This is a genomic window from Nitrososphaerota archaeon (assembly GCA_016872055.1).
Lineage (GTDB): Archaea > Thermoproteota > Nitrososphaeria > Nitrososphaerales > Nitrosopumilaceae > Nitrosotenuis.
On the sequence record VHBH01000008.1, the window covers coordinates 1 to 21,623 of the forward strand.

The window sequence follows — 21,623 nt, forward strand, 5'->3', positions numbered from 1 at the left end:
GGAGGGGACAATTCCGGCTATGGTTATTTCATAAAGGAAACGGGCGAATCCTTCTATGAGAAAAAGCCCGGAATCACAAACAATCAGGCGGAATATCTAGGAATAATATCGGTATTGGAAAAATTTGCCCAATCAAACGACACCATAACAATTTACTCTGATTCAAAAAACACTGTATCACAACTAAACCACGAGTTTGCAATTAACTCCGAACCATTACGTGAGCTTGCAAGAAAGGCTTGGTCACTGATGTGCAAAATTCCAAATCTGAAAATAATGTGGATTCCTAGAGCTCAGAACTTGGCCGGCAAAATGCTTGGTAGCTAGAGATCTATATTTCGCAAGAATAGCTTTATTTACGAAACAGCGGTGAGCCAAGAACATGACTTCCCTTTTGGAACCAAAATCTATAGCAATCATCGGTGCATCCGACAAGGAAGGAAGTGTCGGCCGCACCATCACATCAAATATCATGAAAGGCTTCAAGGGTAAAATCTTTCCAATTTCTCCGACCAGAGACAAGGTCTTTGACATGACAGCATACAAAACCGTACTTGATGTCAAAGAATCAATTGATCTTGCAGTAGTAGTGACAAAAAACGACATCGTTCCTGCAGTATTGGAAGAGTGCGGTAAGAAAAAAATTAAAGGTGTTATCGTCATAACGGCAGGATTCAAGGAAGTAAATGAAGAAGGCAAAAAGCTGGAAGAGCAACTAAAGACAATTGTAAAAAAATACGGTATTCGCATGATTGGACCAAACTGCCTTGGAGTGATGAACCTAGACCCAAAGACAATGATGAATTCCACTTTTCTCAAAGTTACCCCAAAATCAGGACAAATTGCACTGGTCTCGCAAAGCGGTGCTATCTGTGCTGCACTAGTTGAGGATGCAAGCGCGCAGGGAATTGGCTTCTCAGCAGTGGTTAGTGTAGGCAACAAGGCAGATCTCAATGAGATTGATCTGCTCAAGATGCTTGCAGAGCACGACCAGACCAAGGTAATTGTCATGTATTTGGAAGACATGGGAAATGGACAAGAGTTTCTAAAAGTATGCAAACAAATCACAAAGAAATACCGTAAACCAGTAATTATTCTAAAATCTGGTCGAAGCCCAGAGGGTGCCAAGGCAGCTATGTCTCATACCGGTGCATTGATGGGCTCAGACGAAATCTATGATGCCGTACTAAGCCAGTCGGGGGCAATTCGTGTAGATACCATGGAGGAACTATTTGATTATGCCGTAGCATTCTCAAAGCAACCATTGCCGCTAAAAGGTGACTTGGTTATAGTGTCAAACGCAGGAGGGCCTGCAATCATCTCCACTGATGCCTGCTCCAAATATGGAATCAAGATGGCCTCAATTGAGGACATTAGGTCAAAAATCAACGCAGTGATTCCTCCATGGGGAAGCTCGCGTAATCCAGTCGATATAGTAGGCGATGCTGACTATAATCGATTCAGCGGAGTTTTGGACAATGTATTGGCGCACAAAAATGTCGGCTCTGTTATTGCCATGTGCACTCCTTCTGCCACTCTAAACTACGACAAGCTAGCCGAAGTTATAGTGTCGATGTCTAAAAAATACAAAAAGACAATGCTTGCGTCTTTGATGGGACTAGACGAGGGAATTACAAACAGGCAAATTCTGGCAGATGGCGGCGTTCCATACTATACATATGCAGAGGGCGCAATTCGCGCATTACGGGCAATGCTTCGATTCTCAAAATGGGTCAGCTCCACCGAAGGAACAATTACGAAGTTTGCAGCCAAAAAGACAGTCGCAAAAAAGGTCTTTGACTCTGTCCGAAAACAAAAGAGAACAAACCTCCTAGAAGAGGAAGGCCAAGAAGTACTGCGCGCGTATGGTTTTCCACTACCGCAAAGCATCTTGGCAAAAACTCCGGCAGAGGCGGTAAAGGCAGCCAAAAAAATTGGATTTCCAGTTGTAATGAAGATTGCATCGCCGCAAATAATCCACAAGTCCGATGCGGGCGGAGTCAAGGTGAACCTAGCAAGTGAGCAGGCAGTAACAGACGCATTTAATGTAATAATCAAAAACGCCAAAAAATACAACAAGAACGCGCAGATCAAGGGCGTACTCGTCCAGGAAATGGTCAAGGGCGGCAAAGAACTCATCATTGGCTCAAAGCAAGAGCCTGGATTTGGGCAGGTCATAATGCTTGGAATGGGAGGAATCTATGTTGAGGTTCTAAAAGATGTCACATTCAGACTGGCTCCAGTAACAAACAAGGAAGCCGACGACATGATTGATTCAATCAGAACTAAAAAGTTACTAGAGGGAGTACGTGGAGAGAAGCCAGCAGACAAGAAAAAGCTGTCCGAGCTAATCCAAAGACTATCTGCGTTGTTAATTGACTTTCCAGAAATCAAAGAGCTTGACATGAACCCAGTACTTGTAATGGAACAAGGAAAGGGTTGCAAGGTTCTAGATGTCCGAATCGGACTGTCTTAGAATATAGTCAGAAAAACTACTGCGGCAATTGCAACGCCGACAAACGAGTAAAAGCCAAATCTATGTCTTGGTAGATTATTCATCAAATCACTATCCTTAGCGCGTCTACTGCATTGTGAATATGGTATTGTGGATCTGTTACTATTTCGCATCGCACACACACAAACTGCGTGAATTCTTTTCCGCAACTCAGACATCGCTCCGAGTCGTCATATTCACGTAGTTCAGTTCCACATTTTCTGCATGAATCTATTCGCATGTTGTGACTAGTAATATCTCAGATATTAGATCGAATCAACAACTTAGCTGATTTGTAATCAAACTAGCTTAGAGATACCTATGAATCAGATTGCACTAGTGATTTAGCACATGTTTTTTCAGCCAATGAGTGTGCGCGTATGCTCAAGTGTGTCCAAGCAATCCTATTCAACAATTTGGGCACAGTCTTGGCATGCATTTTTATAAAAATAGGAATACTTTATTTTGCAACTAGCTGGCCAAAGGCACATGGCAGAAAAAGACTCACTGGCAAAATCACTGGACTTTGTACTGCTTGCAATGGCAATTGTGTATTTTGTCGGATTTGTGTCATTTAATCCCGAATCCATTCTCCTAAAGGAAGCACCGTATCATATTCCGTACGAATCTGAAATTTATTTTGAGGTTTTGTTGTGGGTCTTCTTTGGATTGCTGGTGATGGACCTATACCTGAAATACAAAAAGCTAAACGACTGGAGATTGTTTTTGAAAAAGTACTGGCATGAAATACTAATGTTGGTCTTGATTCCGTTTTTGACTATATTCAAAATAGTCAAGTTTTCTATCAAAATTGTAAAGGTTTTAAAGGCATCCAAAAGTGGATTCAAGGTTTTCTACAAGGCAAAAAAGACAACAAAACATTTGAAATAATCACAAAAAATTATCCTAGTGTTGAACTATGGACTGGTCTCTGATGTAAAAAAGAGATTCTTTGCAGAAATGATTGGCACCTTTGCTATAGTGGTGTGTGCCACTGGCTCTGTTGTTGCAAATGCTCAGTCTGGCGGTAAAATCGGCCTCTGGTATGAGGCATTTGCACCATTCGTGGCAGTAACTGTTGCAGTTTATGCATTTGGCAAGATCTCTATGGCGCACTTTAATCCGGCTGTGACACTTGCGTTTGTGATAACAAAGCATCTACCTGTGAGACTGGTACCAGTGTATCTTGGAGCAGAACTCATTGGGGCGTTTTTGGGCAGTGCGTTTGTTTGGGCAGTGGTTGGTCATGATGCAAATCTTGGAGCAAACGCCCCAAACTATAGCTACTCACTGGTGGAAATTATTGGAGTTGAGATATTGGCCACGGTAATCCTGGTCTCAACTATCTTAGCTGTAGTGCGTACGAATGGACTCAAGGGATTTAGCGGCCTAGCAATAGGTGGATCTATCTTTGTTGACATTTTTCTCCTCTCGTTTGTTTCCGGAGCGTCAATGAATCCAGCCCGAGCACTGGCACCTGCAGTTCTTTCTGGATTTGTAAATGATCTGTGGATTTATTGGGGTGCGCCGTTCATCGGGGCTGCAATAGTTGGCATAATATACAAAAAGTGTTTTGCAAAATAAGTGGTAAAACCCCATAATCGATGTGCGTGGGCCAAAGGCCCAGAGATGATCAAATATCATGATTCAGAGTGGGGCGTACCTGTCCACGATGACAAAAGACTCTTTGAGATGCTTACATTGGAGGGTGCTCAAGCAGGTCTTTCGTGGTCTACCATACTAAGGCGAAGGAAAACATATCGACTGGCGTTTGATAATTTTGATCCAAAAAAGATATCAAAATACACGCAGAAAGACATTACTCGACTGTTATCTGATGAGGGAATAATACGAAACAGGCTCAAAATCAAGTCTACCGTAAACAATGCAAAACAATTCCTAGTGATTCAGCAAGAGTTTGGCAGCTTTGATAGATACATCTGGGATTTCGTTCAGGATATACCAATTAAGAATAATTTCAAAAACATGTCTGATGTTCCGTCATCCACCGTTCTATCGGACATGATAAGCAAGGACCTCAAAAAAAGGGGCTTTAGCTTTGTTGGAACTACTATCATCTATGCATTCATGCAAGCAATAGGGATTACAAACGATCACACGAAAAACTGTCTTCGATACTAGTTTTTGTTTTTAAACTAGTGCCAATCCTAGAATCTCTCATTCGCTAGTCAATTTTTATAGCAGTTCGATGGGATAGTGGCATGGCAATTAAGACTGGCCAAGAGTACATTCAAAGTCTTAAGGGAAGGAAACTCACTGTCTATCTTTTTGGGGAGCAGATAAAGGATCCAGTGGAGCATCCAATGATTCGACCATCAATTAACGCAGTGGCCGAAACATATGATCTGGCAGCACGTGAAGAAGACTTGGCATCTCCAATGTCAAAAATATCTGGAAAGAGGGTAAACCGATTCTTACACATTGCAGAATCTGCAAATGACCTTGTACTGCAAAATAAAATGCAAAGAAAGCTTGGACAGCTGACTGGAACATGTTTTCAGCGATGCGTAGGAATGGATGCACTAAACTCACTTCATTCTACTACATTTGAAATCGATGAAAAATATCATACCAATTACCACAAAAGATTACTCGAATTTATCAAAAAAATGCAGGAAAACAACTACGTAATCGGGGGAGCAATGACTGATGTCAAGGGTGACAGAAGCAAGGCACCATCCGAACAAGTAGACCCTGACCTCTTTGTTCATATCACTAAACGAACCCCGGAAGGAGTGTATGTAACAGGAGCAAAGGCCCACCAGACAGGAGTCATTAACTCTCACTGGATGATAATAATGCCCACAATACGCTTGACAGAAAAAGACAAGGACTGGGGTATTGTCGGCGCAATCCCAGTTGACGCGCCAGGTATTACGTACATCTATGGAAGACAGTCATGCGATACACGAAGCATGGAGGAAGGCGACATCGATGTAGGCAATTCCAAGTTTGCAGGTCAAGAGGCAATAGTCATACTGGATAACGTGTTCATTCCAAATGATCTGATTTTCATGAACGGCGAAGTAGAATTTGCCGCAATGCTAGTTGAGCGATTTACCTGCTATCACAGGCGAAGTTATGTCTGCAAGACAGGCCTTGGTGATGTACTAATTGGGGCAGCAGCTGCAATTTCCGACTATAATGGTATTCCAGATGTATCTCACATTCGTGAGAAGCTAGTGGAGATGACACACCTAAACGAATCAATATTTGCTGCAGGCATCTCTTCATCATACCAAGCGCAAGAAATGAAGTCTGGCGTGTGGTTAAACGACGACATGCTGGCAAACGTATGCAAGCACAATGTTACTCGATTCCCATATGAAATCTCGAGATTGGCACAGGATATTGCAGGCGGAATTGTAGTAACGATGCCATCTGAGAAGGACTATAGAAACCCAATCACAGGACCACTGCTCAAAAAATATCTAGCAGGAAGAAAAGGAGCAGATGTCGAAAGTAGAATTAGAATCCTAAGACTAATTGAGAACATGACGCTTGGTAGAAATGCTGTTGGATATCTTACAGAATCCATGCACGGTGCAGGCTCACCACAGGCTCAAAGAATCCAGATTGCAAGACAAATGCAGCTTGGCTACAAGAAAACGCTTGCAAAGAACCTTGCAAACGTAAAAGAGGATGAGGAAGAGAACAAGGAAAATTCGGATTACTTCAAGCGAGTCTTTAAAATCACAAAATAGCTGAGCGTCATTATTTAATCATCATGCCGTACTATCACAATGGTATATCATACTGGTTTGATTGTGTTTGGTGTAATGGTTGCCATGCTGTTATCTGTAATTGCAAATCCCTCAGGACAAAAATTTACACCTGAGAAAACAAAGGACGTACGGAGCATAACCATTGTGTTTCCAGACTCTAATCTGTAACAATCCTGAGTATTCTTTAAAATTTTAATTTTCTATTTTGCATCTTTGTTTTCTGAGCTTGGCGGGTCATCATCCTTGTTCAGATTAAGATCTGATTCTTTTGGAGCAGTGTTGTAATAATTGATGTCATCAGATTTAACAAATTCCTTTGTTATTGTCTGACTCTCTTTTGGAGGCTCGACTTCTATCTTTGGTTCTTTTTTCTCCTTTGCCTTGCTGGAATACTGCTTTACTATCATTATTCCAATGATGACTGCAATTATGACATAGTTGATTGGCGGGGCCAAAATCCTTGTGACATAGCCAATTTGCGGCACCACATAGAAGACTTTGCCGATGTATTCTTCCTCGGTAATCGGATAGTCGGTTCCTGGAATCGAGATTGGATTTGCGTCTCCTTTCGTGCGTATTGTTTTTGATTCCACCCGATCGTCAAGTATTGTCTCTACCCTGTGTACAATCACCCTATCATGACCGTTAGGCCTGTTGAACACAATAATGTCGCCAATCTGGATTTTCTCAAACGGCTCGTTTCCATTTACCACCAGAACATCGTATACCTGTAAAACTGGAATCATACTTCCACTAGACACGACATAGAACGGGTTTTGAGTTCCAAAGACTACCTGCAATCCAATCCAAATTGCGGCAACTCCTACTGCGACAATAATTACGTCCTTTATGATGCTCTTTGTTTTTGTCATACTATAGCTTGTTTCCGCAACTTTCACAGAATTTAGAGCCAGCCTTGTTCTCAAAGCCACATTTTTGACATGTCAGTCCGCCTGATTCTAATCCGTCACCTAATAGAATGATCTCGCCGATTTTTTTGATCTTTGCCCACTCTATTGTTTGATCAGAGCCATCATTTTTGGTAACAATAAGGACGACTTGGTGAGATGAATTGATGCCAACTTGCTTTGCAACTCCGACCTTTTTTGCATTGGTATCATACACTGACATGCCAGAAATTGAGCTAAATGTCGAGTCTGCCGATTGTGATACTTGCGGTGCTGATTCTACAACCGACGCAGGTGCTTGGTCAAATGATGCCGTTGGAATTTTCGGTTGTTCTGGGCTTGGTGCAATTGGCTTTGCAAGACCCACTTCGCCAACCTTTTGAAATTCTCTATATTCAGCAATAATACTACCGCACATGGTGCATACGTATTGTCCGCGTTCTTTTAGAATAAGGTTCTGTGCAACTTCCTCATTTGGGTTTTCAAATTCTATCTTTGGGCTTCCCTCATAGTCTTTTTCACAAGTGTTGCAGAAATATTTTGAAATTAGTTGAACATCCAGTCTCCCGATGGGTGCCAAGAACAAGTCAGGCCCACCAAGGTTTCCCTTTCTTTGCTGATCGTCACTTACCTGCGCCATTACAAATCCGCCTGATCCCCGTAGTTTTTTTAGTCGAAGCTCAGAGCTCATAATTCCAAATCGAGGCCAGATCCAATTAAAGTATATGTTGTTTATTCCATATTCGACCTCAAGATTTTTAGGTCTCTTTGAATGGAGCAATTTTGATTAAAATGGGACTAGATCACGTTTCAAACGCCAAAGACTGGCAGACCAAGGTAGTAGACTCTGCCAAGCCTGTCTTTGTAGACTTTTGGGCTGAATGGTGCGGACCATGCAGAATGGTAGGACCTGTAGTCGAGGAGCTAGCAAAGGATTACTCAGGCAAAGTTGAGTTTGTCAAGGTAAACGTAGATGAGGCCAATGAGCTGGCAGCAAAATACAACATCTTTTCCATTCCGACATTAATGCTGCTTAACAAGGGTCAAGTCGTTGCACAGCAAGTAGGCGCAGCTTCCAAGGAATCTTACAAAAACATGATAGAGCGCGCGCTGGCAAACACCTAAACTCTTTTTTTCGATCCCAATAATTTAATACCAGTTTGATCGGATTTTTTGCATGTCGCTAGGCGAGGTAGACACACTCAATCTTTTAGCCGAAAAACTAGACAATCTGTTCAAGGACTCACAAGGATACTACGAGTCGTTTTTGGATGCAAACACAATGTACAAGCAGGGCAAGCTGTCAGACAAGGAATTCTTTGAAAAGCTGGGCGATTATACTGTTGCATATTCAGCATTAGAGTTTTTGGCAGTCAAGGTAATATTTGAGCTCAAAAAAGCACTTGACAGGGCGGGCACAGGCAATCTCGGCGGAACACAGTCTCCAGGATTGATGCCTGGAATGGGTGCACCGGGAATGGGAATGCCGGGACGAGTCCCAGTAATGCCTGCACAAACACAAGGAAGACCGCCGTCTGTTGTTTCTGCACAACAAGCATTTTCTGCGCCGGGAACTTTACCATCTCCAGATCCGACACTGGTACCAAGACAATCTGTACAATCCTCAGGAACTGTATGCAAGTCATGTGGCGCTGAACTACGTTTAGGTGCCAAGTTCTGCACCAAGTGCGGAACCAAAGTCTAGAAAAATTAAAAAAATTATTTTTGCCACATTTTCTGCCAAGTCTTTGCAAAGCTGTCCATGATCTCACCATATGCCTTTAACTGTTCCATGCCGGATTCTGATGTGACGTTTTGCCAGTTTTTATCAAACTGCTTGAATGCTTCCAGTGCCGCGTCATTCATTGCCTTTTGCCAATTTTTGTGAAATTCCTTTAGCGTTTTTTCACTGGACTCGTTTGCGGCCTTGAGCATTACCTCGTTGTATTTTGCCTGCACATCGGAGCTTGTCTTTTGGAGGGTCTCTAGGTTTTGCGCCCATTTTTTGAGAAGATTCGAGTATTCATTCCATAGAGCATCCCAGTTCTCTGTCTTTGGTGCTGGTGCCTTTTTCTTTGCCATGATACTATACAATAACAACTTGAGATAAAGATTCTCTAATCCTGCGTTGCGCCGCATTCTGTGCAGAATTTGGCCGATGCGGAGATCTTGGAGCCGCACTCTGAGCAAAACTTGACATCGCCTGAGACCTTGTTGACATTGCCATATGTGCCCGTTATTCGTACCGCGCCTGTTGGCTCGTAGTGTTCATCGTCGATTATCTCAACTGGTGCAAAGTCTTTTTCCTCGACATAGGCCATTATTCTTGGAATGGTATTGTCCTTGTCCTTTGGGTCTGGAATGATGTCACCAAGCCAAAATGCGTATCTCATCAGTGTCAGCTCTGGAGTGGAAAATGCCAGGGTGTGAGCAGACATGTAGTCCTGTGCTGACTGCTTTCCGTTGAAGACCTTCATGGGTCTAACTCTGTCTCAAATACCTATAATGTTTACTGGGACCCGCCGCAATACCAAAATGGTATTTTCAATGGTCAAAGTCATTCTATATTGATATAAAATCGCCATCAAATATTCAATTCTATGGCATCCTATAGTAAGTAATGGTTACAATCATAGATCTACCAAACAAAACAAAATTAAAACTTGACAAGCTAAAAGTGTTTCCAAGGGAATCTTATGATGACGTAGTAAACAGACTGATTAACGTAGCACAAGATGATGAAGAAATTCTAAGCAAAAAAACAATCAGAGATCTAGAAAAATCACTCGATGAGGGTTCTTTTGGTTATAGGAAATAATACCTTGGTAATACGGGCACTCCAGGTGGGGAATGGGAGGTCCATTTACAAATAATTAGGTGCTATATCGTCTCCACTTGAAGACTAGTGGTTTTGTGTTTTAGAGTTTCTTGAGGGCAAAATTGATGTTCTTTTGCAGTTTTGGATTTGTCATGTCTGGAATCACATTATCATATCCAAGGTCTTTGTCAGGTATTGATCTTGCAATTGCTATGGCAGCGAGATAAAGCACCTCTTCTGTTATATTTCTGATTCTCTTGTCCAAAATTACCCTCATCAAATACGGAAAGACAATTGCATTGTTTACCTTGTTTTTGTAGCGATAGCTTCCGGTTGCTATGATTTTTGCGCCTGCCTTTTTTGCAACCTTTGGGTCGACTTCGGGTACGGGGTTTGTTAGGGCAAATACAATTGGATCTTCAGTCATTTTTTGAATCATTTTTTCAGAAATAATTCCACTCATGCCAGAAACGCCGATGAAAACGTCTGCATTTTTTAGGACTTGGTCAAGTGTCCCCTTTTGTAGTTCTGGATTTGAAATTCTGGCAATCTCATCCTTGTAGTGATTCATGTTTTTTCCTCGATTTTGGTATATTGCCCCAGACGAGTCGACGACTAGGAGATTTTTACATCCTGCAAAGCTAAGCAACTTGCAAATGCCGTATCCTGCAGATCCTGCACCAGCAATTACTATTTTTGCAGTCTCTATTTTCTTTTTTACAAGCTTGAGTGAATTCAAAAGAGCAGCAAGTACTACTACTGCAGTTCCATGTCGATCATCATGAAATACAGGAATTGGAAGCTCATCTTGGAGCTGATCATATATTTCTAAAACCTTTGGTGACTCAATGTCCTCAAGGTTTATGGCCCCAAATACCGGTTCGATTGCCTTTATGGCATCAATTATTTCCTGTTTTTTTGTAGTGTTAAGGCAAATTGGAAATGCATCAACTTTTCCAAATTTCTTGTACAAGACTGACTTACCCTCCATTACTGGCATGGCAGCATATGATCCAATGTTGCCAAGGCCTAGAACCCTCGTGCCGTCGGTTACTATTGCAACATTGTTGGCCTTTGATGTGAGTATGTATTTCTGGTCTAAACTTTTGCATATTTTCTCACACACAGCGGCAACTCCTGGCGTGTAGATCAACTGAATATCTTGCGGCGTGAGATTGTGAATTTTGCTTTCTATGGTGATCTTACCCTTTAGCTTTTTGTGTAGTCTTATTGCGTCTTTTGCCTGCTTGTCTGACATGTCTTGGTTAGATGTGAATTGGTTATTTACTGTTATAACCAAAATGTGTATAGACGTGCAAATTGTGTCCTATTTTGTAAATTGCTCTGGGTTTTGCTCAAAAGCCCACCTGCATGTAGCACAGCAAAAATAGTATTCCTTTCCGTCACGAATGATCGGCTCTCCTTTTTTGCCAACCTCCATACCGCACACAGGATCCTTCATGTTGTGATTTTCGCCCTCTTGTTTATGTAAATCTTCCACATAATTGGTGCTGCCAAAAGCGTAGCCAATATTGCCGGAACCATATTCCTTGGTATTTCAATTGGCATTGGATCATGCATGTGCTGACCAACATGAAATTCTGGAGGAATTCCAGTCATAGAAACAAGATTGTTCCACACTATGTGCACAAAAGTATATTCGTACCACTGGTGTCCTCCAGGCATTCCGTTAATTATCAGAAAAGAACCCAAAAACACGAGCATCCATCCTGTCATCTTTTCAATTTTTAGTCTGTTTGCGACAAGGCCCTTTGTGGTGTTTACTCCTATTATTGCCAGTGCAGAAATCAGGATCAGCGGTATTGCACGGCCCACACCGTGGACCAAGCCTAGCGATGAACCTATCTCTACGCTTCCAGTCCCAGCAATGTAAATCAAAAGCCAGTAAAACATTGGGTTTGGACATCCGACCCCTGCGTTTCCAAGGAGTAATCCCATGAAAAGAGACTTGGTATAATCGCCTCGATTCAGTATAAATTTTGGAGTTCCGGAATATGTCGGAATTTTTAGTTCAACTAATCTTAGCTGTGAGAGACCAAACACATATGCGATTATTCCTGCTATTACAAACATTGTAAATGATATCTGGTCCAAGGACGCAGTATTGCCTAATATGGCAACGCCGAGACCATACAGAGTTATTGTCGCTACTAGACCTACTCCGAAGAGCAGTGACATGCCAAGTCCCTTTTTGTATCCATGTCCCATGCTGAGCGGAACTATGATAAACACGACTGGCATGGTACATGGAAGAATTATCATAGATAGGCCTGCAACGTACGCGATTCCAAGCCAGCCGCTATATGATACAGTGTTATTTGCGCCAACAACTCCAATTGTAAATGAGAAAATTATTCCTACAAAAACAAATGAAAACAACACGAACAAGGACACGACTAGGAATTTTTTTGTCTCTAGGGATTGCATGATATCTGATGATTTGCTTGATATTTAATTACAGTAATTTACAATTGTAAAGTACACCTGAACAAATCAAGCGTCTAACCCACACTGTGGGTTTTATACTAGATAAAAATCAGAATTGTTGTGGTTACTGGATTAGATCCTTGATTAAAAAAAGATGCTTAGTTAGAGCCTGATTCTAAGCAAGTCTAACTAAAAGATTTCCAGTTTCATCCAGTTACGATTTTCTGGTCAAATCCAAATTTTGGATTTTTATACTAAAATAGTGGACTGGGAGGGAATTGAACTCTCGACTTCTGCATTGCGAATGCAGCGCTATACCACTAAGCCACCAGCCCTAACTAACAAAAAACTACACTTCTATTTCTAGTCTTTAACAAATCGTTATTTTGTGCCGAGCACCATGTACTACAATTGAGTAAGATAAAAGACCCATCTTTAGTAGAAGAGGGAAAAACCCAATACCAATGGGCAAAGGATCACATGCAAATCCTAAGCCATGCCATAACAAAACTGAAAAAATCAAGGCCGCTCAAAAACACAACACTTGGGGTTTGCCTGCAAGTAACCAAAGAGACCTCGGTATTGTTGATGGGACTGCAAGAGCTTGGAGCAAAACTAGTATGCTGCGGGGGAAATCCACTTACCACCCATGATGATATTGCAGCTTTTCTAGATTCGCAAGGAATAGAGGTATTTGCATGGTCGAATCAAACCATACTAGAATATGACTGGTGCCAAAAAATGGTAATTCAGAAACAACCAGACATTCTAACTGATGACGGCGGAGACCTCAACATAAATGCCCACAAGGCAAAACTTGCAGTCCTTGGCGCAACAGAAGAAACCACTACAGGCGTAACTCGATACCAGTCCCTCGCAAAAAAAGGCAGGCTGCAATACCCAATCATTGCAGTAAATAATGCAAGAACAAAGATGCTATTTGACAACCAATACGGGACAGGTCAATCCACAATTGACGGATTCCTACAAGCAATGAATCTGCTTTTTGCATCAAAGAGAATTGTAATTGCGGGGTACGGCTGGCTTGGAAGGGGTGTAGCAAAAAGATGCCGTGGAATGGGCGCAAAATGCATCATAGCTGAAGTCAACCCTATCAAGGCACTGGAAGCATACCTGGACGGATTTGATGTAATGCCAATGAGTCAAGCAGCAAAGATAGGCGACATATTCATCACTTGCACTGGCATGCATAATGTCATAACAAAGCAACATATCTTTTCCATGAAGGATGGCGCAGTGCTGGGCAATGTGGGCCATTTTGATGTGGAGATTGACGCAAAATTTCTCCTATCTCAAAAAGTTAGGCAGGTCAGGCCAAATCTTGACGAGTGTGTTTTGCCAAACAAAAAGAAAATCTACCTAGTCAGCAAGGGACGTGTGGCAAATCTGATTGCATCCGAAGGCCACCCGTCAGAAATCATGGCATTGTCGTTTTCAAACCAACTATATTCTATTTTGTATATTCTAAAAAATCACAAACAGCTGAAAAACCAAGTTTATCCAGTGCCAGAAGAAATTGACATCCAAATAGCGCAAGATGCACTGGATTCAGAAAATATCAAAATTGACAGGCTGACCAGAAAACAAATTCAGTACCAGACAAGTTGGTAGAATACGATGCCAAATCAATGATGATTTATTCCGGGATTTTTTATACGGCGTTAAATTATTGTAAGACACATGCTAACCTCGGAATAAGAAACCGTCGAGGATACTGCCTATATTGGCGAAATAAAATGTGGGTAATACAAGAACTGCCGCGGTAAAAACATGATAAATCACACACTCTATCTACTATGTAATCGCACAACACGAACTGTTTTCCTAATCGATTTTGACGATCATAGATCTCTATGGTAAAGACTAGTTCTCAAAGAATAATAGCCCGACTTGTTGAATCATTCTAGTTGACAGTAGACTGCGTTATTGTGGCTGCCAAGGCCATAACTCCAAAGGGAATGCTAGAGAGAAACATTGTGATCAATGATGGAAAAATCTTGGACTTTACAACCGACGTTCCATCCTGTGATAAAAAAATCAATGCTAAAGGCCTAGTTGCAATACCTGGCATAATAGACACGCACGTCCACTATGGAGTGTATTCCCCAATAGAAGAGGCCGCAAAAACAGAATCCAGAGCAGCTGCACTCGGTGGTGTCACCACAATGATGCGAATGCTACGACTGGGTCGTTCTTACAAAAAATACCTGAAAGCTCAGCTAGAAGCATCGTACTCAAACCATTATGTCGACTATACGATTCACGCCACCATATTTGATGAAAAACAAGCAGACGAAATGGAGTATTGCGCAGAAAGCGGAATCACATCATTCAAAATCTACATGAATCTTGGAGGCGAGGTGGGTCATGTCTACATGGACATGGATCCTGGCTCGACTAGACTATTTGATGCCCAAGTCCAGCTAGTAAATACAACCATCCAAATGGTTTGCCAAAATGCAGCCAGGCTTGGCTGTCCTGTTCTAGTACATGCCGAGGACTATCAAATGTGCGAGTGCGGAATCAAAAAGGCGAAACAGGACAACAAAGACGGCCTAGCTGCCTGGTCGCAAAGTAGGCCTCCAGATTCAGAAGCAAAGAGCATCAAAAATGTATGCGAGATTGCCCGACAATACGGAACAACAATCTATTTTGTCCACATTGGCTCTGCCGTAGCATTAGATACAATAGAGCAAGAGCGAAAAAAAGGAACCAAGATTTTTGTCGAGACCTGCCCGCATTATCTCACATTATCATATGAAAAGCAAAACGGCTACCTAGCAAAGGTAATGCCCCCAATCAGGACAAAATCAGATAATGAAAAAATCTGGACAGCAATGGCCTCTGGCACAATAGATACCATAGGAACCGATCACGTAGCGAACAGACTAAAGCTAAAGGTTGGAACCGATGTCTGGTCGTCTCTGGCAGGATTTCCAGGGATAGGAACATCGCTGCCAATTTTACTATCAGAGGGAGTAAATCAAAATAAGCTTAATTTGCAACAGCTGACACACTTAACCAGCGCAAACGCAGCAAAAATCTTTGGTCTAAAAGACAAGGGCTCACTCCAAAAAGGATTTGATGCAGATATAGTCCTAATAGATCTGAAAAAAGAGCAACAGGTCAGCTCTGATTTCTTTGGATCGTTCTCTGACTATATTGTATATGATGGATGGAAGCTAAAGGGCTGGCCAATAACTACGCTAGTCAGGGGAAAGCCAGTAACTGAAGACATGCAGCTAGTCGGAAAACTTGGTCACGGCAAGCTAGTGGACAGATCTAGATAATTTCGAATTTACCGTTTTCCTTTGCCTTGTAAATCACATCGGGTTTTCGCACAAAGATTCCAGCCTCAACTACGCCTGGAATTTGCTTTATTTTGAGCGCAAGTGCATCCGGAGACCTAATTGTGCCAAAATCACAATCATAGATGATATTGCCATTTTCAGTGATGAATGGATAGCCTCGCTCTATTGTGCGGATTTGTGGTTTACCGCCAAGTTTTTTGATAAATTTTTGAACCGTGTTTCTTGCAAAGGGGTGAACCTCGACTGGTACCGTTCTTGTGAAATTTTTAACAAATTTGGATGCATCTGCCATTATCACTATTTTTTCAGCTGATGAAATCAGAATGTTTTCCCGAAGCAATGCCCCGCCTCCTCCCTTGATCAAATATTTTTTAGAATTAATCTGGTCGGCACCGTCAAAGACAACGTCGATTTTTGCAACCTGATCTGCAGATATTAGGTGAATCCCAGCCTGCTCTGCAATGAGCTTTATTTGCAGGGATGTCGGAACACCTCGAATGTTCAGCTTTTTTCGCTTGATATATGCGCCAAGCTCTTTCACAAATGCAGTTGCTGCTCGGCCACTGCCTAGGCCCAAAACGGAATTGTTTTTTACAAATTTTAGTGCGTCCTTGGATAATGCCTCAATGGCATCATCGTATGACAATTACTCTACCTCGGCCTGCTCTAGCTTCGATAGTGTCTTCATTATTTCGCGTTTGATAGAATCTAAATCGTCTTCATCTTCTTCTACTTCTTCTGGCTCTGGCAGGTTTACCTTTGGCTTTTTCTTTTCCTGATCTTTGAATTCCAGCTTTGGCGGCTCTGCCTTTATTTTTTGCTCAATGTTGATTGGCTCTGTTAGGAATGGCTTGATTATTTCAGGCTGAACTGTTTCTGTAACTTGTTGTATTATCTCCTGTCTTGTCTCTACTACCGGTATTATCTCTGGTGCGTGTACAATTTCCGCCATTGTCTGAACATGAATCTCGGGCGTGTCCACTGGCTGCTCTATTCTGGTCTCTATTTCTACCGGAGGAACCGGTACGTCCGGAATCTCTGTCAGTGTTGTAAATTCGATTCTCTTGCCAGGCTTTGCAAACGACTTGATCAATTCCTCAATGTTTTGCGTGGTGGTAATTTCCGGCTTTGTCTCTATGATTGGTTTTTCAATCTTGACTTGTTCCTTCTTTATCTCCTTGACTTCGGGCTTTTCAAGCTGGACTGTCTGAGCTATCTGAATCTTGGATGATATGTCCGCCAGTCTCTTGTCTAGCGCAGATAGTTTTTGGTCCATCAGAGTCATCAGGCCGTCGCCTAGTGGGCCAAGGTCAGGATACTTGGATGCCTCCTCCAGTTTATCGATTTTAGCTAAAATGACACCCAGCTGGTGTTGGTATCTTGATAATAGTTTGTCAACCTGTACTTTGGTAAGTGTGGTCGGCTCGCCGTATAATCGTGAAATTGTTTTTTGCAAAATCTCTTTTTCAATTTTCAGTGAATCTATTTGTGATCGAATCTGAGAGTTGGCCCCAATCAACGGTATCTTGTTTTTACCTTTAGGAAATTTGGAAATTGTTGCAGCCGTTGCAGCGCCTGCTAGCGAACTAATGACCAGCGCTAGTTCCATTTAGGCGTACCATTTGATCCAAGAATATTTTCTAATTTTTGCATCCGGAAAACCACAGCTAGAGCATCTGTGTTGTCTTTTGTGATAAGAGTTCTTTCCGCATCTTCTGCATCGAATGTGGGGTTTCTTTCTTGTAAAAAGCCCCATCGAGGGAGTTCCACGACCCATAAATCAGACACCACTTATGCCGGTGGTGGAGATATCATTACTACGTTATCTCCACGCACAACTATGGTTCCTATGCTCTTTGCCTCGCCATCAGAAGGGACCTCTTCTGAGCCGTCGAGTAGCAGATTCATGTGTTGATCAAAGCCCCTTAGGTTGCCACGAATGGTCTTGCCGCCTTTGAGCTTGATTAGAACTACCTTGTCTATGCTTTCGTCCAGTACTTTTACTGCCATGTCAACTGACATTTAATTCACTTATTGAATCCCCTATACTGTTAATATATTAAAGTTTCAGTGGTGAACAATAGAGTTTTAGTCAGTGTATCAACTTTGACACTGTTTTCACCAAATTCTGTGTGATTTCGCAAAAAATTTCCTGTCCTGCTTTCTTGCTAGCTATTGTGGGATCTCCCCAAATTCCGTTTTTTGTTGCCTTGATGAATTTCTTTGACGCAAGATTGGAGATTTTCTGTCTTTGCGATATGGTCATGTTTTGCGTGGTGAGGCCTTTTCTTGCAAGCTTTAACTTTGTCTTGTTTGTTAGCGCAAGCATTAGGGATGTCTCTACAAATCCAGCATGATCGAATTCTCTATTCATGAATCCCCAATAAGATAAAACAAAGACCTTTGTTCTGTCCTTGTTAATTCTGGCTATTTTGCCAGAAATAGACTTTAACGCATTCTGATTTCCATGATGTCCATTCAGAATCACTATTTTGTGTATGTTGTTTTGGCCTAAAGAAACACAAAGGTCCACCAAATAATTCTGTAAGGTCTTATCCCTGATGCTGAAATTGACAAATGGTGCATGCTCAAAGGATACTCCATATTGTATGGTTGGGCAAAGTAACATCTTGCATTTTTTGGCAAGTGTTTTTGCCACCTCTGTTACAATATCGGAATCAGTAGAAATTGGCAGGTGTGGCCCGTGCTGTTCTAGTGAGCCCAAAGGTATTACTGCTGACTTTGAGTGGATTTTGCGGATTGCGGGATCGGAGAGGTTCCTAATCTCTGTCATTTTGTGTATACTTTTCTCCAAGAGACCTCTAGTTTTCCTTCAAGGTGCATCTTGACTGCTTTGAGAAGTGTTTGCGCCTCTAATTCCTGGCCCTTTTTCTTGATCGTCTCTAGTGTATCCGAAGAATCAACCTTAAACGAGTCCTGAAAAATTATTGGTCCCTGATCCAGCTCCTCTGTGACATAGTGAGCAGTGACTCCTACTATTTTTGCGCCCCGCTCAAAGGCCTGCGCATAAGCAAATGCTCCCGGAAATGCGGGAAGAAGTGACGGATGTATGTTGATTATTCTGTGCGGATAGCGCCACACAAAGTTTGGAGTCATTATTCTCATGTATCTTGCAAGTACCACCAAGTCGATGTCGTATTTTTTTGCAACATCGATTAGGTGGTCCTCTGCCTTTTGTTGGTCTTTCTCATCGACTAGCACAAATGGTATGCCTGCCTTTTTTGCAGTTGGCTCTAGTGTTTTTTCAGTACCAACTATTACGCTGATTTTTCCCTTTAGCTGGCTTCTGACAGCAAGTAATGATTCTAAACAGTGCGGTTCTTTGGTTACAAAAACTGCAATATTCTTGTCAGAATTGATTTCATGATAAACACTGACTTCCATTGCAAGCTGCCTTCCTAGGTCTTGGAGTTCACGATCAAATTTTTTTACATCAATTTCCTTAGAAAATGACGCCTCTAGATGCATTCCAAAGAGGCCCTTGATGACATTTTGGTTTATCTTTTCAATATTGCCTTGTTTTTGAAAAATCAAATTTGTAAATGCCGCAACCACTCCTTCACGGTCCTTTCCGACAACCGTGATTCCTATTCGGATTTTTTTCATGGTGTTGTCTTGCAATTTCACTTTATTAACTTAGGTCTTGAGCCTGACAAAATCAAAAATGGTGCGGGAGGTGGGATTTGAACCCACGAACCCCTAAGAGATAAGGGCCTAAACCTTACGCCGTTGACCAGGCTTGGCGACCCCCGCATCATTGCTCAAATTCCACACAAACTTATTGGTTACCATTTGGTGCAAAAGATCGATTCCTAAAAATTACAGCATAATAATGTCAAAATCTGTTCAAGTTTATAATAAAATCAAGTGGTCTGTATGCTGGCCTTGCCACAGCATTTTCAGTAATTGGACTGTTTCCAATATTTGGCGACCATATGCCAAAGCCATATGTCATTGGCAATCCACTAGAGGTAAGCGGAATATCAATTGAACATGTAATGGGGCACATTACATTTGGTCTTATTGCGGGAGTTGCATCGCTGAGCATCCGGTATGTTGTACTGGCAGGACTCTTTCCAATTGCGCTTGATGCGGATCACCTAATTCAGTTTCTAAATCTAGAAGCGATTCCAAGACTCGGCCACTCATTTGTCTTTGCAATTATCTCAGTTCCACTAATGATGTATTTTCTGGGCAAAAAGGACTATCGACTTGGAGCGATATCGATTGCGTCAGTTCTGACTCATGTCTCATTTGATGTGTTGTTGTCTGGTACAATCGGCAGCTCGTTTCCGTTATTGATCCCGTTTTTAGGAAAGACCGTATTTTTGATTGGCTATGACTGGGTATTGTTTTTGATAGCAGCCGTCATAATTATGGCGACAGGCACCTTTTTTGCAAAAAGGACAGTCAACAAAGCACAAATCTAACCGCCCAAATCCAAAGTCAATGGGCAAGCTTTTTGGCACAAACGGGGTTAGGGGTGTTTTTGGCAAAGACTTTACCCTGGAATTTGTCCATGATCTGACCCTATCGCTTGCCACTTATTTCAAAAAAGGTCCAATTCTGGTAGGATACGACGGGCGAGACTCTAGCGTTTTGGTTGCAAAGGTAGTATGCTCCACTCTGAATTATTGTGGCCTAGACTGTAATCTGGGAGGACTAGTTCCAACCCCTGCACTGGAATATGCAACAAAAAAGCTTGGCTATTCAGGTGGAATAATGATTACTGCGTCTCACAACCCACCGCAATACAACGGAATCAAGCCCGTGGCAAAGGACGGCGTAGAGATATCTCGGGAGGATGAGACAAAAATAGAGAAAATCTATTTTACCAAAAAATGGCCAAAGTTCTCCAAAATAGGCAAAACAGGCACAGAACCAAGAATAATTCCGACCTATATTTCCGCAATAAAGTCGCAGGTAAACTGGAAAAAAATACGTTCAAAGAAATTCAAAGTTGCCCTGGATATTGGAAATGGGGCGCAAGCATTTGCAGCACCTATCTTATGCAAGGAACTTGGATGCAGAACATTTCTGATTAATGAAAAAGTAAACGGACAGTTTCCCGGCAGAGGATCCGAGCCGACACCGCAAAATCTGCAAAAGCTAACTGCTCTTGTTTGTAAAAATAAGGCGGTGCTTGGAATCGCATTCGATGGTGATGGGGACAGAAGCATCTTTTGTGATGATCAGGGAAAAGTTCTCACGGGCGACAAATCTGCATTATTATTATCTAATCATATTCTAAACAAATATCCGCGATCCAAAATAGTGACCTGCCTTAATTCTAGCTCCGCAATTGAAACACTTGCGACAAAAACAAAATCCAAAGTTATCCGCACCAAGGTCGGCAGCGTTGAGGTATCGCGCAAAATGGTCCCACAAAAGGCACTGATCGGTTTTGAGGAAAACGGCGGATTCATGTATGGCAAGCACAACGCAGTTCGTGACGGATGCATGGCATTGGCACTCGCATTGGACATGCTTGCAAACTCTAATCGTACAATTACAAAAGAGATGCAAAAAATCCCACAAACCTATACCACAAAGGACAAGATTTCTTGCACCCGAGTTCAGGCAAGAAAAATAATCAACACCCTAAAAAAAGAACACAAAAACTCTGACACAACAGACGGCATAAAAATAATCTTTGACGAGAAAAACTGGGTGATGATTAGACCAAGCGGAACCGAACCGATAGCGCGAATCTATGCAGAGGCTGATTCGCAACAAAGACTTGAGCAAATAATGTCAAGATATCTCAAAAAAGTAAAGTCCATGCTTGGCAACTAATAACACTAATAAGGCGATTCTAAACGACTGAAGGAATGGAGATGATCCCTACGGGTGATT

26 protein-coding genes and 2 tRNA genes are annotated in these 21,623 nt (G+C 42.0%); 13 read left to right on the forward strand and 15 right to left on the reverse strand.

The annotated features are described in order from the left end of the window. The 6 genes from FJ354_05830 to FJ354_05855 all read left to right on the forward strand — a co-directional run. The coding region (locus FJ354_05830) for a reverse transcriptase-like protein (protein MBM3906180.1) at positions 1-327 on the forward strand (327 nt) is incomplete at its 5' end. Positions 328-382: 55 nt separating this feature from the next. Continuing rightward, positions 383-2,476, forward strand: coding sequence for an acetate--CoA ligase family protein (locus tag FJ354_05835; GenBank protein MBM3906181.1), 2,094 nt, complete (start codon positions 383-385; stop codon positions 2,474-2,476). 507 nt (positions 2,477-2,983) lie between these two features. After that, entirely contained in the window at positions 2,984-3,385 is a 402-nt protein-coding gene (locus FJ354_05840) for a hypothetical protein (protein ID MBM3906182.1), read from the forward strand. Between the two features lie 69 nt (positions 3,386-3,454). Beyond that, positions 3,455-4,078, forward strand: a complete 624-nt coding sequence (locus FJ354_05845; GenBank protein MBM3906183.1) for a hypothetical protein — start codon at positions 3,455-3,457, stop codon at positions 4,076-4,078. A gap of 45 nt (positions 4,079-4,123) precedes the next feature. Beyond that, positions 4,124-4,636 (forward strand): DNA-3-methyladenine glycosylase I, encoded by a 513-nt coding sequence (locus tag FJ354_05850; protein ID MBM3906184.1) that lies wholly within the window; start codon positions 4,124-4,126, stop codon positions 4,634-4,636. Between the two features lie 80 nt (positions 4,637-4,716). Next, a complete protein-coding gene (locus FJ354_05855) occupies positions 4,717-6,219 on the forward strand; it encodes a 4-hydroxybutyryl-CoA dehydratase (GenBank protein MBM3906185.1) in 1,503 nt (500 codons plus the stop codon). A 221-nt stretch (positions 6,220-6,440) separates the two neighbouring features. Here FJ354_05855 and FJ354_05860 read toward each other — a convergent pair whose 3' ends face one another. Both FJ354_05860 and FJ354_05865 read right to left on the reverse strand, forming a co-directional pair. Beyond that, on the reverse strand, positions 6,441-7,112 hold the full coding sequence (locus tag FJ354_05860) for a signal peptidase I (protein MBM3906186.1): 672 nt from the start codon (positions 7,110-7,112) through the stop codon (positions 6,441-6,443). A gap of 1 nt (position 7,113) precedes the next feature. Then, entirely contained in the window at positions 7,114-7,839 is a 726-nt protein-coding gene (locus FJ354_05865) for a hypothetical protein (GenBank protein ID MBM3906187.1), read from the reverse strand. A 101-nt stretch (positions 7,840-7,940) separates the two neighbouring features. Here FJ354_05865 and trxA point away from each other — a divergent pair, with 101 nt between their 5' ends. Together trxA and FJ354_05875 are read left to right on the forward strand one after the other, a co-directional pair. Continuing rightward, positions 7,941-8,273 (forward strand): thioredoxin, encoded by a 333-nt coding sequence (gene trxA / locus FJ354_05870; protein MBM3906188.1) that lies wholly within the window; start codon positions 7,941-7,943, stop codon positions 8,271-8,273. Positions 8,274-8,325: 52 nt separating this feature from the next. Continuing rightward, positions 8,326-8,853 (forward strand): zinc ribbon domain-containing protein, encoded by a 528-nt coding sequence (locus tag FJ354_05875; protein MBM3906189.1) that lies wholly within the window; start codon positions 8,326-8,328, stop codon positions 8,851-8,853. A 14-nt stretch (positions 8,854-8,867) separates the two neighbouring features. Here the strand turns inward: FJ354_05875 and FJ354_05880 are convergent, their stop codons facing one another. After that, entirely contained in the window at positions 8,868-9,230 is a 363-nt protein-coding gene (locus FJ354_05880; GenBank protein MBM3906190.1) for a hypothetical protein, read from the reverse strand. A 35-nt stretch (positions 9,231-9,265) separates the two neighbouring features. Beyond that, positions 9,266-9,625 (reverse strand): zinc ribbon domain-containing protein, encoded by a 360-nt coding sequence (locus FJ354_05885; GenBank protein MBM3906191.1) that lies wholly within the window; start codon positions 9,623-9,625, stop codon positions 9,266-9,268. A gap of 143 nt (positions 9,626-9,768) precedes the next feature. Between FJ354_05885 and FJ354_05890 the strand changes: the two genes are divergently transcribed. Continuing rightward, positions 9,769-9,966: a hypothetical protein gene (locus FJ354_05890; protein MBM3906192.1), complete on the forward strand. Its 198-nt coding sequence runs from the start codon at positions 9,769-9,771 to the stop codon at positions 9,964-9,966. 100 nt (positions 9,967-10,066) lie between these two features. Here the strand turns inward: FJ354_05890 and FJ354_05895 are convergent, their stop codons facing one another. The 4 genes from FJ354_05895 to FJ354_05910 all read right to left on the reverse strand — a co-directional run bounded on the left by FJ354_05895 (position 10,067) and on the right by FJ354_05910 (position 12,749). Further along, positions 10,067-11,224 carry an NADP-dependent malic enzyme gene (locus FJ354_05895; GenBank protein ID MBM3906193.1) on the reverse strand — a complete coding sequence of 386 codons (1,158 nt, stop codon included), beginning with the start codon at positions 11,222-11,224 and terminating at the stop codon, positions 10,067-10,069. 69 nt (positions 11,225-11,293) lie between these two features. After that, entirely contained in the window at positions 11,294-11,428 is a 135-nt protein-coding gene (locus FJ354_05900) for a YHS domain-containing protein (GenBank protein MBM3906194.1), read from the reverse strand. Further along, positions 11,425-12,414: a cytochrome C biogenesis protein gene (locus tag FJ354_05905; GenBank protein ID MBM3906195.1), complete on the reverse strand. Its 990-nt coding sequence runs from the start codon at positions 12,412-12,414 to the stop codon at positions 11,425-11,427. Before FJ354_05905 ends, FJ354_05900 begins: the two co-directional genes overlap by 4 nt. A 263-nt stretch (positions 12,415-12,677) precedes the next feature. Beyond that, positions 12,678-12,749, reverse strand: a tRNA-Ala gene (locus FJ354_05910). A gap of 76 nt (positions 12,750-12,825) precedes the next feature. Between FJ354_05910 and FJ354_05915 the strand changes: the two genes are divergently transcribed. Both FJ354_05915 and FJ354_05920 read left to right on the forward strand, forming a co-directional pair. Beyond that, positions 12,826-14,046 carry an adenosylhomocysteinase gene (locus tag FJ354_05915; GenBank protein ID MBM3906196.1) on the forward strand — a complete coding sequence of 407 codons (1,221 nt, stop codon included), beginning with the start codon at positions 12,826-12,828 and terminating at the stop codon, positions 14,044-14,046. Positions 14,047-14,342: 296 nt separating this feature from the next. Continuing rightward, positions 14,343-15,725 (forward strand): amidohydrolase family protein, encoded by a 1,383-nt coding sequence (locus FJ354_05920; GenBank protein MBM3906197.1) that lies wholly within the window; start codon positions 14,343-14,345, stop codon positions 15,723-15,725. On the opposite strand, the gene rpiA is transcribed toward FJ354_05920, so the two are convergent. The 7 genes from rpiA to FJ354_05955 form a co-directional block, all read right to left on the reverse strand. Beyond that, positions 15,718-16,392 (reverse strand): ribose 5-phosphate isomerase A, encoded by a 675-nt coding sequence (rpiA, locus tag FJ354_05925; protein MBM3906198.1) that lies wholly within the window; start codon positions 16,390-16,392, stop codon positions 15,718-15,720. The genes FJ354_05920 and rpiA overlap by 8 nt on opposite strands. Beyond that, the gene (locus FJ354_05930) at positions 16,393-17,355 is read right to left on the reverse strand and encodes a hypothetical protein (GenBank protein MBM3906199.1); all 963 of its coding nucleotides are present in this window, start codon (positions 17,353-17,355) and stop codon (positions 16,393-16,395) included. After that, positions 17,356-17,523 (reverse strand): 50S ribosomal protein L37e, encoded by a 168-nt coding sequence (locus FJ354_05935; GenBank protein MBM3906200.1) that lies wholly within the window; start codon positions 17,521-17,523, stop codon positions 17,356-17,358. A 14-nt stretch (positions 17,524-17,537) separates the two neighbouring features. After that, positions 17,538-17,768 (reverse strand): RNA-binding protein, encoded by a 231-nt coding sequence (locus tag FJ354_05940; GenBank protein ID MBM3906201.1) that lies wholly within the window; start codon positions 17,766-17,768, stop codon positions 17,538-17,540. A gap of 70 nt (positions 17,769-17,838) precedes the next feature. Further along, a complete protein-coding gene (locus tag FJ354_05945) occupies positions 17,839-18,540 on the reverse strand; it encodes a creatininase family protein (GenBank protein ID MBM3906202.1) in 702 nt (233 codons plus the stop codon). Beyond that, on the reverse strand, positions 18,537-19,373 hold the full coding sequence (locus FJ354_05950) for a formyltetrahydrofolate deformylase (protein ID MBM3906203.1): 837 nt from the start codon (positions 19,371-19,373) through the stop codon (positions 18,537-18,539). The genes FJ354_05945 and FJ354_05950 overlap by 4 nt, the downstream gene beginning before the upstream one ends. Before the next feature lie 59 nt (positions 19,374-19,432). Beyond that, positions 19,433-19,520 (reverse strand) — tRNA-Leu (locus tag FJ354_05955). A 182-nt stretch (positions 19,521-19,702) separates the two neighbouring features. Between FJ354_05955 and FJ354_05960 the strand changes: the two genes are divergently transcribed. Then, entirely contained in the window at positions 19,703-20,197 is a 495-nt protein-coding gene (locus FJ354_05960; GenBank protein MBM3906204.1) for a hypothetical protein, read from the forward strand. Between the two features lie 19 nt (positions 20,198-20,216). Beyond that, a complete protein-coding gene (gene glmM, locus FJ354_05965; GenBank protein ID MBM3906205.1) occupies positions 20,217-21,563 on the forward strand; it encodes a phosphoglucosamine mutase in 1,347 nt (448 codons plus the stop codon). Positions 21,564-21,623 lie beyond the last annotated feature (60 nt).

Coding starts and splice junctions, on each gene's coding strand:
- FJ354_05835 (MBM3906181.1), top strand. CDS start 383: ATGACTTCCCTTTTGGAACCAAAATCTATAGCAATCATCGGTGCATCC.
- FJ354_05840 (MBM3906182.1), top strand. CDS start 2,984: ATGGCAGAAAAAGACTCACTGGCAAAATCACTGGACTTTGTACTGCTT.
- FJ354_05845 (MBM3906183.1), top strand. CDS start 3,455: ATGATTGGCACCTTTGCTATAGTGGTGTGTGCCACTGGCTCTGTTGTT.
- FJ354_05850 (MBM3906184.1), top strand. CDS start 4,124: ATGATCAAATATCATGATTCAGAGTGGGGCGTACCTGTCCACGATGAC.
- FJ354_05855 (MBM3906185.1), top strand. CDS start 4,717: ATGGCAATTAAGACTGGCCAAGAGTACATTCAAAGTCTTAAGGGAAGG.
- FJ354_05860 (MBM3906186.1), bottom strand. CDS start 7,112: ATGACAAAAACAAAGAGCATCATAAAGGACGTAATTATTGTCGCAGTA.
- FJ354_05865 (MBM3906187.1), bottom strand. CDS start 7,839: ATGAGCTCTGAGCTTCGACTAAAAAAACTACGGGGATCAGGCGGATTT.
- trxA (MBM3906188.1), top strand. CDS start 7,941: ATGGGACTAGATCACGTTTCAAACGCCAAAGACTGGCAGACCAAGGTA.
- FJ354_05875 (MBM3906189.1), top strand. CDS start 8,326: ATGTCGCTAGGCGAGGTAGACACACTCAATCTTTTAGCCGAAAAACTA.
- FJ354_05880 (MBM3906190.1), bottom strand. CDS start 9,230: ATGGCAAAGAAAAAGGCACCAGCACCAAAGACAGAGAACTGGGATGCT.
- FJ354_05885 (MBM3906191.1), bottom strand. CDS start 9,625: ATGAAGGTCTTCAACGGAAAGCAGTCAGCACAGGACTACATGTCTGCT.
- FJ354_05890 (MBM3906192.1), top strand. CDS start 9,769: ATGGTTACAATCATAGATCTACCAAACAAAACAAAATTAAAACTTGAC.
- FJ354_05895 (MBM3906193.1), bottom strand. CDS start 11,224: ATGTCAGACAAGCAGGCAAAAGACGCAATAAGACTACACAAAAAGCTA.
- FJ354_05900 (MBM3906194.1), bottom strand. CDS start 11,428: ATGAAGGATCCTGTGTGCGGTATGGAGGTTGGCAAAAAAGGAGAGCCG.
- FJ354_05905 (MBM3906195.1), bottom strand. CDS start 12,414: ATGCAATCCCTAGAGACAAAAAAATTCCTAGTCGTGTCCTTGTTCGTG.
- FJ354_05930 (MBM3906199.1), bottom strand. CDS start 17,355: ATGGAACTAGCGCTGGTCATTAGTTCGCTAGCAGGCGCTGCAACGGCT.
- FJ354_05935 (MBM3906200.1), bottom strand. CDS start 17,523: ATGGGTCGTGGAACTCCCTCGATGGGGCTTTTTACAAGAAAGAAACCC.
- FJ354_05940 (MBM3906201.1), bottom strand. CDS start 17,768: ATGTCAGTTGACATGGCAGTAAAAGTACTGGACGAAAGCATAGACAAG.
- FJ354_05945 (MBM3906202.1), bottom strand. CDS start 18,540: ATGACAGAGATTAGGAACCTCTCCGATCCCGCAATCCGCAAAATCCAC.
- FJ354_05950 (MBM3906203.1), bottom strand. CDS start 19,373: ATGAAAAAAATCCGAATAGGAATCACGGTTGTCGGAAAGGACCGTGAA.
- FJ354_05960 (MBM3906204.1), top strand. CDS start 19,703: ATGCCAAAGCCATATGTCATTGGCAATCCACTAGAGGTAAGCGGAATA.
- glmM (MBM3906205.1), top strand. CDS start 20,217: ATGGGCAAGCTTTTTGGCACAAACGGGGTTAGGGGTGTTTTTGGCAAA.